Source organism: Clostridium sp. AM27-28 (assembly GCF_003480955.1).
Taxonomy (GTDB): domain Bacteria; phylum Bacillota; class Clostridia; order Lachnospirales; family Lachnospiraceae; genus Otoolea; species Otoolea fessa.
On sequence record NZ_QUJT01000010.1, the window covers coordinates 14924 to 28467 of the forward strand.

A 13544-nucleotide genomic window follows, 5' to 3' on the forward strand; every position below is an offset into this window, starting at 1 on the left:
AATTAAAACTTTCTGCCTCCGCCGCCGTGCATCCTTCCGCTGCTGCCCTGATGTATGGTCGTCCTTCCAGCCGAACCGCCCGAAGCGCCCGGACCCGGATTTTTCGGAATCCGTCTGGTCACTACCGACCGGTTTACAAACTGCTCCTCATTTTGGACAAAATGCAGCGCACTGTCCGCCCGGTATGCCATATGGAAACCCAGCGACTGGCGGTGTTCTTTCTGCATCTTATACTGGCGCATCACCGAAAAGCACAGGAGTGCCGCCACGATCGCTGCCGCGACCGCCGCAAACAGCGCCTCATACCATTCCAGGGAATGTTTTTTCTCCTCGCGCACCTGCGTATACTGTCCCGCCGGAACGCCCATCTCCAGATAATTTTCGATGCTGTCGATCGCCCCCAACGCGCCTTCCGCATAGTTTCCATCCGCCACGCTGTCATATGCCGCATCCAGCACCTTCTCTACCCGCGCATCCGTCAGCACTTTCATCGCATACCCGGTGGTAGAAACGTATATCTCCCGGTTGTCCATATCGATCGAAAGCAGAATACCACTCGCATCGTCCCCGACGCCCAGTCCGTGGCTGTCGTAAAAATCATCGGCATAGCTTTCCGCCGATTCTCCCTGTGCGTCCTCGACTGTCAGTACCGCCAGATCGGCATCCTGTGAGTCACGCACCTCATCGATCCGTGTCTCCAGCTCCTGCACTTCTTCCGCGCTGAACAGTCCCGCCTCGTCGAAGACGCGCGTGCCTTCCGCCGCCCATATAGGGCTGACCTGTGAAAATGAAATAAATGCTGCAACGGAGAAGCATATAAAATCTTTCAGCCGTCCATATTTCTTCTTTTTCTGTGTGACTCCCGCATTTTGATTCTCTATCATATCAGGTATCCTCCCAACAGCAAAAGTACAAACACAGGAATGAAAATCGTCAAAAACAGGCGCGCCAGTTTTTTCGAATCAACCGGCAGGACGCCGCAGACCTTTCCATTTTCCCCATTCATCGCAAAATAGTACATCTGACCGCTCTTCGGATCCGGATAGGTCATCATCCACACCGGAAGCATGGCATAGTTCCATTTTTCCCCCGTGATGGTCTCCCGATGGTTCCGGATATCCACATGATCGTAGCCGGAGACGCTATTTTGCAGGGATTCTCTCGTATACTGCTTGATCTCCTGCTCAATCTCCTGTGCAAATTCTTCCTTTTCCCGGTCGCGCCGCTCCGCCCTAAATCCCAGAAAATAGCCTGCCTGAAACGGGCGCAGCTTCTTCATATCAAACGGAAGCACGGTCTCGGCAAGGCTGCGGTCCGCCTGCTTTAACGCGTTGCGCGCCACATCCTTGATGGGAAGCTCCGCCTTTTTCTCCAGATGGTAACGGCTCGTCTCGATATACTCGATCTCCCCCGACACCGTCACGCGTTTCCGCAGCGCCTCCGCCTGCATCTCACCGGATACCTGGCAGCTATACATCCAATATGGATAATAAATTCCCTCCAGATACTCCATCTGACGCGGCGAGTAGAAATCATCCGGCACATACTTTTTCTTCTGAATCCAGTTTTTAAAGATTTCTTTTGCCTTTTTCTTGTCGATCTCAAACGGAATCAGACCGTCCGGGCGGTATTTACCGTCCAGACTTCCCGAAAGAACCACCGGATTGTGACAGTAACAGCAGTACGTGGATGCTGTCGTCTCCTGTGCCACAATCTCCGCGCCGCAGCTCGGGCAGGTATAGAGAACCATCTTAGACTCCGCCTGCTTCTGGCTCTCTATCTTTTCCGCTTCCGGCATTCCACCCGGCTTCGAAGCTTCCTCTGACTTTCTGGCTGCCTCTTCCATCTCTTTCAACGTCTCTTCCGTAAACGCTGAGAGGCAGTATTCACATTTAAATTTCTGCGTCTTCGGATCAAACACCAGTCCGCCGCCGCAGTTTGGACACTTATATGATTGTATCTCCATACGCCCTATGACCTCGGTTTTCCGCATTCGGAACAAAACTTACCTGTATTGACCGTTCCGCAGCTGCAGGTCCACGGACCGGCTGGTCTTGGCTTGCCGCACTCGGAGCAGAACTTTCCGTGGTTGACATTGCCGCACTCACAAGTCCAGGATTCTGCCGGAGCTGCCGCACTGCCCTGCGGCGCTGCGTTCTGTCCTGCCGGTTGTGCATAGCCGCCCTGTGGTGCTCCCGGCTGCTGTGCATAACCACCCTGCGGCGCTCCATTCGCCTGCCCCGGCGCATAGCCGCCCTGCGGTGCCGCATATCCCTGCCGCGCCGCCTGCTGCATCTGCATCTGCTGCAGGTTGGACGCCGATGCGGCGCCCATAAATCCGCCGCCGAAGTTCATGCCGGCGCCCATTCCCATGAAGCCTGCCATCGCACCGCTTCCGTTGGAACCGGCTGCCTCAAAGCCGCGTGCCATCGCGCCCTGCACATACCCCTCGCGCACCGACGGGTCGCCGAGCATCGCGCCCTGATTCCGCATATTGATGAGTTTCTGCGATTCTTCATCATAGGAAATGCTGGCGATACCGACTGACTGGATCTCCATGCCACGCAGACGGTTCCACTCCTCATCCAGCGTCTCCGCCATATAGCGTCCCAGTTCCCTGCCTTTGGAGGCTACAAAGGAAATCCGCACGCCATCCGCCGACATCTGGTTGATCGAGGTCTGCAGCGCTTCCAGAAACTCCGCTAAATACTGCTCATTGATGGAATCAATCTCCACCTGATCCTGATTTTTCGGAATAGCCTCCGCATAAAATTTCAGTGGATCCGTAATCTTGATGGAGTAAGTTCCATGTGCGCGCAGAAACAGCTCGGAATTATAGAATAAATCAAAATAGTTGATCGGCGTCCGTGTGCCGAACTTGATTCCCTTGATCTCCTGGAGATTAATATAGTAGACCTTCTGTGCATACGGCGTCTGTCCGCCATAACGCACACGGTTGAAGGATTCTTTCAGTGCATCGCCGAACTGTCCGTTAAACAGAGACGGCAGGGATGAATTCTGCACTGTATAATAACCCTCTTCCGCTGTATAATCAACGACCTTACCGCCGTCCACCAACATCATAAACTGATTCGGGTACACATGGATCACAGAACCATTGGACACCGTTTCCGGTGTTCTCTTCCGGTTCTCCCCGCGGCGTGTCTGCACACCCGCTGAAAATACGGTCTGTTCCCCCATATTTTCCGGTTCAATCACTTCCAGCCACTGATCTGCCAGCCCGCCGCCGACCGCGTGTGCCGCTGCTCTGATAATTCCCATACTCACTGCCTCCTTCTCCAAATTCATAGTTTCTCTGTTTTTCTGCTTTTTCTATCTATCGGTTATCATTCCCTTTATTTTTCCCATGCCGATTCCATTTTCCCGGCGTGATCGCCCATACTGCTGCCGCGATCAGCACCATCGCCAGCATACACTGCAAAATCAGGCTGCACGCCGTCCAGTGTGCTGTGATCGCATTGTCTGGAAATACGCCAAACAGTGGCTCGAACCATTTTCTCATGTCGCCGCTTCCCGCCTGTCCGTTAATTACATTATAAAACGAGACAGCCGGATTGAAAAGAAAGAGATAGCGTAAAATGCCGGAACTTGCCATTTCCGATGCATTGAGATTAGATGCATACGAATCTGCCGCCCGGAGCGCCATCCGGTATGCAAACAGATTGACCGCCATCGTTCCCGCCGTCAGCGCCACCACCGTCACATAGGAGCAGACGGTCGATACCGTCGAGCGGCGCAGCACCGATGAATAAAAGATCCCGATACTGCCCGTTAAAATTGCCACAACGCCGTGGCACAGGAACAGCATCCCGATGTCCTGCAGCGTAACGCCCCCGTAGACAAATACGAGCGCCTGTACCGGAAGCGCCGAGACCGCCAGCACCAGCATCGTCACCAGCGAGGACGCCAGTTTTCCAAGCACCATGTCACGCGGCTCCATCGTGGTCGTCAGCATCAGTTCCAGCGTCTGGCGTTCCCGCTCGCCGCTGATACTGCTGGCAGTCAGCGCCGGCATGATGAAAAGCAGCATGATAAATTCGATCGAGGAGACGAACGTGTAGAGATCCAGAAACTGCGAATACTGGATCTCCGCCGTCGTCCTGACCTGCTCCGCCACCGAATACATATTAAACAGCGCCACCGCCGCCAGAATACTGTTAAAAACAAACAGAATCGCCATCATGCGGATGCTGCGGCTCCCGACTGTCATTTCCCTCCTAAATACCGGATTCCATCTCATGTTTCAGCACCGCCCTCTCTTCTTCATGTCCTGTGATCTGCATAAACAGTGATTCCAGGCTTCCCTTCTCGCGCATAAAGCTGCTGACCATCACATCCGCATCGATAAGCTGCTGCAAAAGCAGCGCCTCATCCTGCCGATCCCCCAAAAAGCCCAGCTTGATCTCATCCCCCTGCACCGCAATCGTCTGCACGCAAGGATGGCTTTTCAGGATCGCAAGCGCCTTTTCTTTCTGGCTGAAAATCGAGATCAGAAGCGGATTGGACGAGTTGATCCGCGCAAAAATCTGATCCATGCTGCCCTGCAGGACCGTTCTTCCCTGCTCAATGATGCCGATCGAGGTACAAAGCTCTGACAATTCCGATAAAATATGGGAGCTGACGAGCAGCGTTTTTCCCTGATCGCGCAGTTCTTTCAGAATCGCCGTATACTCCACCCGGGTGCGCGGATCCAGCCCGGAAGCCGGTTCATCCAGGATCAGAAGATCCGGATCGTGGATGAGCGCCCGCGCCAGACAGAGGCGCTGCTTCATACCTCTCGAAAGCCCGTCCACAAAAAAGTCCTCTTTATCTTCCAGCCGCACCTGTTCCAGAAGCGTATGGCAGCGCGTCCGCGCCTGCAGCCCCGTAATTCCGTAGCAGGATGCAAAAAATTCCATATATTCCGATACTTTCAGGTTATCATATACTCCGAAGAAATCCGGCACATAGCCGATCCGCCGCCGGAGTTCTTTTCCGTCTGAGTAAACATCCAGTCCGCCGATCTCCACCTCGCCCTCATCGGGAACGAGAAGTCCCGCAAGAATCTTGAGCGTCGTCGTCTTGCCTGCCCCATTGGGACCCACGAATCCAAAGAGTTCCCCGTCCGCGACCTCCAGATTCAGCCCATCCAGCGCTTGAAAATTGCCATATCGTTTTCTGAGGTTTTTAATCGTCAGCATCACTCTCTCCTCCCTACGACATAGATTCTTGGAAGCTGGCTTTCCCAGCCATACTCTCCCGTCTGTTCCGGCACATATTTGACGGTCAATGTGTTCGACGGAGACAGGTACGGCGAAAGCTCCTTTGCCGAATACTCTGATTTCAGCTCGATCCGGTCATTGCGCCCGGTCTCATAGTTATAGAAATACATGCTTCCGGAGAAGGATGACATATACGGATAGAGCGGATTTTCCGAAAATCGCGGTGACAGAGTCTCAAACGTAAGCTTTTCAATGACAAGGTCACTTCCCAGCGAATATTCGACCGTCGCAGCCTCCGCTGTTTCCCCGCTATACATTGTGTTGTACGCCGCCTCATAATTTCCGGCGAGCACCGTTGGATCTTCCTCAAGCGCCGAACGGTAAAGTTTTCCGTCTTTTTCACGGTTCAGCGGAATTGACTCGGTCACCATGCAAAATCCTTCCCGAAGTGTCCTCGCATCCGCCAGGAAATCTTCCTCTCCCTGGCGCTTCCGGGTTGAAAATGCCACCAGGCACCCCTCGGACGGATTGCGCCCCGCGCCGGAATCCAGATAAAAGCTCAAAAGTCTCGTCTGCTCCTGCGCCTTTAAATAATCTGGATCCTCAATCTCCGCTTTCTCATACTGATCCGCCCCGGTCACCATCTGTGCTGCCGCATACGAATAGCTGACCGGATAATTGCAGGTCTCCTTTCCATTCAGAGAAATCGTCTGCCCAGGCTCTAATCTTCCCAGCAGCACTGCTTTCCCATTAATGAGCAGAGCCGCATTCTCCAGCGGTTCCTCAAAACAGTTTTTTACCGTTCCAGACACCACGCCGTCAAAATAGGAAATATTTCCCTGAACGCCCATCGCGTCCGTTTTCTCCAGCTCACGACGCAGGGTAAACAGATTCGGTGAAAATGCGACCGTATCCCGCATTTTAATTTCGACCCGTTCCGGCTGATAAACAAAGTTCGTATGATACTCTTCCTCACCGGTAAAGCGCACCGCCGAAACCGCATCGTAATAGTAACTGCGCGTCATCGGGCGCACCTCATAGCCCGGCTTTAAACTCACCGAATACGGCTTGTTATAAGGGCTTCGGATGTTCATATAAGTGGCTTCTTCCGCCTCTTCTCCCGAGGTATCCAGAATCGACGCATACGTCACAAACGGCTCCCGGAAGCGTGTCTTTACGCCCAGCGCATAAATAATGCCGGTAAACAAAAACGCCCCCAGTGTCACCGCCGGCAGATAATACCGGTAAATTCCCCGCTTTTTTAAGTAGAAATAGATGCCCGGACCAATCAAAAGCAGGTAGACCACCACGATCGCCGTGTACGCCGCAACCTTCGGAAGCCGCCCCGCATTACCGGTGTTGACCAGCCCCTGTACGCTGAAATACGAGCCCGAATAACCGTAGTAATCCTCCTGTGCCAGCTCGTCCACGGTATCACTTCCCAGCACCAGCGTATACAGCTTTTCAAATGAGGATGGATTGGTCAGGCACAAATCGCTGATCGCATCCATCGAAAAGGCAGCTGCCACGATCCGCCCCTGTTTGCAGTTCGTATGGGATAACAGCGGGAACACTTCCCCCGCCAGCAGAGTTCTGCCGTTCTTCAGGTTCACATCGACGCATTCTGCCTGAATCTCCCCCGTCTGCTCGCCCGGTGCCGTCTCCCCGCCCAGACTGACCGGAACGGTTACCGCATCCAGATACGGCGGCTCCAGCACCTTCTCTGCAAACCTGCCATAATTTCTCGCACAATCCACACCGCCGCCAAAGAGGATCGTACCGCCGTCTTCCACCCAGCGCCGCAGCGCCTCATACTGGACATCACTGAGCGAATCCAGGTCAAATCCAGACACAATTACCAGATCCAGCGGATCGTAACCCAGCCGGTCATCCGGTGCCTGCTCGGCATCCAGAAAAACCGCCCGCGTCCGAAGCGTCCCATATCGGATGCCCGCGCCGTCTAAATAAGAAAGTGCCTCCGGCGTATCCGTCAAAATTCCGATATAACTCTCCGCAACGTCCTCCTCAGAACCAAGTTTCAGACGTTTCCGGATGACCGTTTCCCCGTTTACATCCTGTACCGATACAAACATCTGATCCGCCCGCACACCCAGCGGGATATAATATTCTTGTTCAAACTTCTCCCCCGCTGCCAATGATAACGGATAGGAATACTGGTACGCCTCCAGACTGGACTGCGCGGTCAGAAACTCCAGCGTTCCCTCAAACGGCGCTGTATCATTATTCAGAAGGACCGTTACCCGAAGGTAACGGTCACTCTTTGCCGTATTGTCAAATCCATAGGAAACATCCATCGACAGCGGCGCATCTGCTTCCTTCTGTGAGGCATATGCGTACCCTGCAGGAAGGCAGAATAGTGCCATCCATCCGATCAATATCGCAAAAAAGAACTGTATTCCCCTCTTTTTCTGCATCCTTTCTCTCCCTATCTGTAACTGTTCACGCATACGTGCCCAGTAACGGAATTTGCCGTGGCTTCGCATTTAAATACGGCAAATTCCTGCTGCCACCATGTTTTCTTACGGCACTTTCGGTTCCAAAAGTGCCTACCTGTGAACAGTAACCAAAAATCCATTAAAATGTCTATCAGATTCTTTCCCACACTCGCCTTTACGGCGTCTGGAAATTTTCCCTGTTGATGTCAAAATTCGTCCGCAGGCGCACCGTAAACACCGTTCCATTCAGATCGCTCGTCACCTGAATCGTGCCGCCGTGCATATCGACGATATTTTTGGCGATCGCCAGACCTAACCCTGTGCCGCCCGTGTTGGTCGATCGCGACTGTTCCACGCGGTAGAATTTATTAAATAAAAGAGGCAGCTCGTCCGCCGGAATCACGTAACCGTAGTTCGTTACCGAGACAGTCACGACCTCTTCCTCCGCATGAATCTGCACCAGCACCCGTTTTCCGTCTGCACCGTATTTGATCGCGTTATTGATCAGGTTGTCAAAGAGGCGCGCCAGAAGATTTCCGTCTGCCGTGATAACCTTGCCCGGGACATTGCTCTGCAGCTCGTAGGAGAGGTTTTTGTCCTTGAAGCTCGGATAAAATTCCTCCAACAGCTGGCTGAGCAGTTTGACGATGTCCACCTTCGACACGTGCATTGCCACTTTTCCATAATTCATTTTGGTAAAACCAAACAAATCTTCGATCAGTTTTTCCAGACGTTTCGATTTTGCATAGGCAATATCAATATATTTTTTCTGCATTTCTGCAGGAATCTCCACCTTGCCGGACAGAAGTTCAAGATAGCCGATGATCGAGGTCAGCGGTGTCCGCAGATCGTGTGCCACATTGGTAATCAGCTCGTTCTTCGTGCGCTCCGCCTCGCGCTCCTTGTCCATCAGATTCCGGATATCCCCGACCATCTTATTTAAATTAACCGCCATCGCCGTAAACTCGTCATCGCCCCGCACCTCGATCGTCGTATTCAAATCGCCCTCGGAAATATTCTGAATCGCGGACGAGATCCGGCTGATATAGCGCATGGACCGCTCCTGGAGGGCAAAAAAAGTGACTGAGAAGATCGCGATGCCCGACAGAAGATAGACAAATGCCATCAGTGTCTCTGTCTCCGTCAGGCGCAGGAAAAAAGAATCCCGGTACCGCGTCTCCCGCAGATAGCTGCTGATCATCGAAACATTGGCAATCAGAAACACCTCCACCAGGCATGCCACCACGGTGCTGTAAACGATGTTCATGACCATCCGTGTCCGGAATCGGCGACTCATATCTTTTTTATTTTTCAATTTTGTATCCTACCCCCCAGACCGTTGTAATGATCTTGTTCTGTCGGGTGTCCTCCTTCATCTTGCCGCGAAGCCGTCTGATATGTACCATAACCGTGTTATTTGCCTCGTAGACTTTCTCATTCCACACTTTCTCAAAGATTTCATCTGTGCTGAAGACCCGCCCCGGATTGGATGCCAGCAGATACAGAATGTCAAATTCGATCGGCGTCAGCTTGATCTCCTCGCCGTACACCGTCACTTTATGATTATCTTTGTTGATCGTGAGTCCCTTGATCGAGATCTCATTTTTAACCTGGTTTCCTGCACCGCTCTGCGGATTTAACTGCGTGTAGCGGCGAAGCTGTGATTTGACGCGCGCCGTCAGCTCCAGCGGGTTAAATGGTTTCGTCACGTAATCATCCGCGCCGGTTCCCAGTCCCAGAATCTTATCCAGATCCGCTGAGCGCGCGCTCAGCATGATGATCGGGATATTGTTCGTCTCCCGGATCTTGCGGCACATCTCCAGACCATCCATCCCCGGCATCATGATATCGAGAAGCACCAGATGAATCGTCTCCTTCTCCAGAATCTCCAATCCCTCTAACGCATTGGATGCCTTATATACTTTATAACCATCACTGACCAGATAAATCTCCACCAGATCGGCAATTTCTTTCTCATCATCCACCACCAGAACGTGTATTTCAGACATAAAAAAACCTCCCTCATATGTAATGCAGGTTCCCGGTATCTCTATGCGAAATACCAGACGAATATACCTGTTTCCAGTTTACCATATGGGGAGGATTTATGCTTTAAAAATTTATTACATTTTTGGAGAATTTTGCTTATCTGCGAACTGCAATTTTTTTATTGTTCCAGCGGAATAAACACCCTCATCGCCGCCGGGTCCTGCTTTTTTCCAGCCTCCTTCGCCGCCTGTACTGCCTCCGCACAGAAGGTATCCTGCGCGCAGACCGGCTCTTTGCCGCGGCGGTTGCGTTTAGCGTAGGTTCCGTCCGGTCTCAGGTACTGCGCCTTGACATTGTCGGCAAGCTGTACCTCTAAGATGTGACAGATGCGTGCTTTCAGCTTCTCATCCTCAACCGGGAAGAGAATCTCCACACGACGGTCGAGGTTTCGCGGCATCCAGTCGGCACTTCCCATGAAAATCTGCGGTTCACCGTCGTTCTCGAAGTAGAAAATACGGCTGTGCTCAAGGAAATTTCCAACGATCGAGCAGACCGTTATATTCTCGCTTAATCCCGGAATCCCGGCGCGCAGACAGCAGATGCCGCGGACGATGAGCTGTATTTTTACCCCCGCATTGGACGCCTCGTAAAGACTCGCAATGATCTCACGGTCGCACAGGGAGTTCATCTTTGCCACGATCCGCGCTGGAATACCTTCGCGGGCGTTGCGCGTTTCCCGCTGGATCAGGCGCAGAAAACGTCCGCGCAGCCACAGCGGCGCCAGCGACAGCTTGTTCCAGCCAAGCGGCTCCGAATAACCCGACAGCATGTTAAAGACTGCAGTCGCATCCTCACCGATCAGCGGATCACATGTTAAAAGACCGCAGTCGGTGTAGAGTTTTGCCGTCGAATCGTTGTAATTTCCAGTTCCCAGATGGACGTAGCGGCGGATGCCTTCTTCCTCGCGGCGCACCACCAGCGTGATCTTACTGTGTGTTTTCAGTCCCAGCAGACCATAGATAACGTGGCAGCCGGCTTTTTCCAGCATCTTCGCCCAGAGAATATTGTTTTCCTCGTCAAAACGGGCTTTCAGCTCAACCAGAACCGACACCTGTTTTCCATTGTCCGCCGCTTCGGCGAGCGCCGCGATAATCGGGGAGTTGCCGCTGACACGGTAGAGTGTCTGCTTGATCGCCAGCACCTCCGGGTCGCGGGCAGCTTTCTTGATAAAATTGACGACCGGCTCAAAAGTCTCAAACGGGTGGGTCAGCAATATATCGCCTTTGCGGATATTGGCAAAAATATCATCCTCATTCATCAGCGCCGGAACCGGCTGCGGCGTATACGGCGGTGTCTTAAATTCATCAAAGCCCGGCAGACCGAACACCTTCATGAGGACGGTCAGATCAAGCGGTCCGTCAATCTCATAGATCGCGTGCCCGCCAACGTGCAGCTCCTTTTTGAGGATGTCTAAGAGGCGCTTGTCCGCCTTTTTCTCGATATCCAGGCGAATAACCTCGCCCCACTGGCGTTTCTTGAGCTTCTGCTCGATCTCCTTGAGCAGATCCTCCGCCTCATCCTCGTCGATGCTCAGATCGGCATTTCGCATGACACGGAACGGATGGCAGCTGATAATATCATAATTTAAGAACAATTTGTCGATGTTCCGCTCAATGACTTCTTCCAGATAAATGATAGATTTGCCCTCCTGGCACGGCAGCTCCACCACGCGTGGAAGCCCGCCCGGCACGCAGACCATCGCAAATTCCAGCTCGCCGTCTCCCTTTTTCTTGCGGACCAGCGCGGCAATATTTAACGATTTATTGTGAATAAGCGGGAACGGGCGGGAGGAATCAACCGCCATCGGCGTGAGGACCGGGTAGACCGATTCCTCAAAATACCGATCAACGTACACCGCTTCTTCCTTCGTAAGCTTCTCATGCTCGGTGACCACGCGCAGACCGTGCTGTTTTAAGAGCGGCAGGAGCATCCGATTGTAGGTCCGGTACTGATTCTCGACCAGCTCATGCGTTTTTCCATCGATCGCATCCAGCTGTTCCTGTGCCGTCATACCCGCAATATCCCGCTTCGTATAATTGGCGTGAACCATGTCCTTGAGGGATGCCACGCGGACCATGAAAAACTCATCCAGGTTCGACGCCGTGATGCTTAAAAATTTCAGGCGTTCAAACAGCGGGGTCGTCTTATCGCGCGCCTCACCCAGAATCCGGTAGTTAAATTCCAGCCAGCTCAGTTCACGGTTTACATAATTTTCAGGTTCTCCGTATTTCAACACTGCATCCGACATCCTTATACCCCTCTTTTCTGCCTGAGTACAGGCCGTATTCCAAAGACTTCCTCAAAGAAATCTGCCTTCTGGTCAAATGAATACTGCTCCAGCACGATACTCTCCGGACAGTCCGTCGTAATCACCAGACTGCCGTTCCGCACAGCGATGCGGCTGTCGCTCAGCTTCTGGCGGTGGCTGCGGTCCATCGAATTGGCCAGACGCAAAATTGCCGTCAGCTTCGCAATCAGAATCGTCAGCTCTCTCCGGGAGGTTCCAAGCCCCGCATACTGGGACAGATCCGACTCCAGGATGACCTCATCGTAGGCATATTCCTGAATGTTGTAGCGCACGATATTGGCTACAACCTCGCGCTCCAGATGGGAAATTCCGATGATCTCCGTATCCATGATGATCTGGTACGAGCTTTCCGAACCGCGCGTGATGCTGACAAACTTGCCGCAGTCATGCAGGGTCGCTGCGATCTTTAAAAGCAGGCGTTCCCGCGCTCCCAGACCATGGTATTTTTTCGTTGCATCAAAGATCATCTCCGCCGACCGCTCTACCTCGCGCACATGTGCGCCGTGGCAGCGGTAGCGCTTCGCCATCTGGCGCGCCGTCGAGAGAATATCTGCCTCAAAATCATGATGGAAGCGGACCAGACGGTTTTCCTGTGCGTACTCTGCCGCGATACCATCGCAGAGTGTCGTCCCCGGTGCCCAGATATAGGAAGCACCCGTCATGTCTAATATCTTCCGGTAGAGAATCGCACTTGGAATCAGCACTTCTGCGTAATCCTGCGGCAGCTCATAGCGCTCCTGAATCTCCTCCGAGGACATTCCGATCAGCTTCTCGCAGAACACGCCAAATTCCTTTGCCGTGAACCGCGCCCCGCCTTTTTCATGCATGCCTCGGCTGATCATATAGTTCATTGTCTCGCCGGTCGCAATCAGCGTCTCGATCTGATGCTCTTTTAAAAATATCTTCCGGAATGTGTATAATTCATTTTCTACCAGCTCGTCGATGATCGCCGGGATCTTTCGGTAATCGACACGCCAGTGTGCTGACATTTCGCTTAAACGCAGCACGCCGAGCAGAAGGTTCTGCGTCGATACCAGTACCTCCTCATCAAAGAGGGAGATCTGGGTGCTTCCGAATCCGACATCCATCAGCGCCGCGCCATTTTTCACGGTGCGCTGGAATTCTTCCTCCCTGGCTGCAACAGCTTTATAACTCTTAAAACGCAGCTCCGAGTTGTTCATCGTGCGGACCCGGAGTCCGGTACGCACCAGAATCCGGTCCAGTACCATCTGGCTGTTCCGCGCCTCCCGAAGCGCACTGCTCGCAAATGCCCGGTAATCCGATACCCGGTATGTTTTCATCACTTCCCGGAACTTATTCAGGACCTCGCACATTTCCTCCACGATCTCGTGGCTCAAACGTCCGTCATTGTACGTGTCTTTGCCAAGCGCCAGCGCATGGCGCACATGATCAATCTCGCGGATTCCGGCGGAAGCAGAAATCTCGAAAATTCCCAGCTCCAGTTCGAAGGAACCCACATCAATAGCGGCAAAGGTTTTAACGGTCATA

The 13544-nt window shown here is 52.9% G+C and carries 10 protein-coding genes; all 10 read right to left on the reverse strand.

Translation table 11 applies throughout. The annotated features are described in order from the left end of the window. Window positions 1-2: 2 nt before the first annotated feature. Window positions 3-884 carry a TPM domain-containing protein gene (locus DW720_RS11210; protein WP_118749655.1) on the reverse strand — a complete coding sequence of 294 codons (882 nt, stop codon included), beginning with the start codon at window positions 882-884 and terminating at the stop codon, window positions 3-5. Beyond that, a complete protein-coding gene (locus DW720_RS11215) occupies window positions 881-1966 on the reverse strand; it encodes a TFIIB-type zinc ribbon-containing protein (RefSeq protein ID WP_118749693.1) in 1086 nt (361 codons plus the stop codon). Before DW720_RS11215 ends, DW720_RS11210 begins: the two co-directional genes overlap by 4 nt. 5 nt (window positions 1967-1971) lie before the next feature. Next, window positions 1972-3282, reverse strand: coding sequence for an SPFH domain-containing protein (locus DW720_RS11220; protein ID WP_118481937.1), 1311 nt, complete (start codon window positions 3280-3282; stop codon window positions 1972-1974). A 55-nt stretch (window positions 3283-3337) separates the two neighbouring features. Further along, the gene (locus DW720_RS11225; RefSeq protein ID WP_243015226.1) at window positions 3338-4231 is read right to left on the reverse strand and encodes an ABC transporter permease subunit; all 894 of its coding nucleotides are present in this window, start codon (window positions 4229-4231) and stop codon (window positions 3338-3340) included. Window positions 4232-4238: 7 nt separating this feature from the next. Beyond that, window positions 4239-5201, reverse strand: a complete 963-nt coding sequence (locus tag DW720_RS11230) for an ABC transporter ATP-binding protein (protein ID WP_107001433.1) — start codon at window positions 5199-5201, stop codon at window positions 4239-4241. Further along, the gene (locus DW720_RS11235) at window positions 5201-7657 is read right to left on the reverse strand and encodes a hypothetical protein (RefSeq protein ID WP_118749656.1); all 2457 of its coding nucleotides are present in this window, start codon (window positions 7655-7657) and stop codon (window positions 5201-5203) included. Before DW720_RS11235 ends, DW720_RS11230 begins: the two co-directional genes overlap by 1 nt. A 196-nt stretch (window positions 7658-7853) precedes the next feature. After that, complete coding sequence (locus tag DW720_RS11240; protein ID WP_347475048.1) at window positions 7854-8993, reverse strand: HAMP domain-containing sensor histidine kinase; 1140 nt, start codon at window positions 8991-8993, stop codon at window positions 7854-7856. Further along, entirely contained in the window at window positions 8983-9687 is a 705-nt protein-coding gene (locus tag DW720_RS11245) for a response regulator transcription factor (RefSeq protein WP_022360295.1), read from the reverse strand. The genes DW720_RS11240 and DW720_RS11245 overlap by 11 nt, the downstream gene beginning before the upstream one ends. A 158-nt stretch (window positions 9688-9845) precedes the next feature. Beyond that, window positions 9846-11975, reverse strand: a complete 2130-nt coding sequence (locus DW720_RS11250; protein ID WP_117796048.1) for an RNA degradosome polyphosphate kinase — start codon at window positions 11973-11975, stop codon at window positions 9846-9848. A 2-nt stretch (window positions 11976-11977) separates the two neighbouring features. After that, window positions 11978-13543 carry an HD domain-containing protein gene (locus DW720_RS11255; RefSeq protein WP_117796049.1) on the reverse strand — a complete coding sequence of 522 codons (1566 nt, stop codon included), beginning with the start codon at window positions 13541-13543 and terminating at the stop codon, window positions 11978-11980. Between the last annotated feature and the right edge of the window lies 1 nt (window position 13544).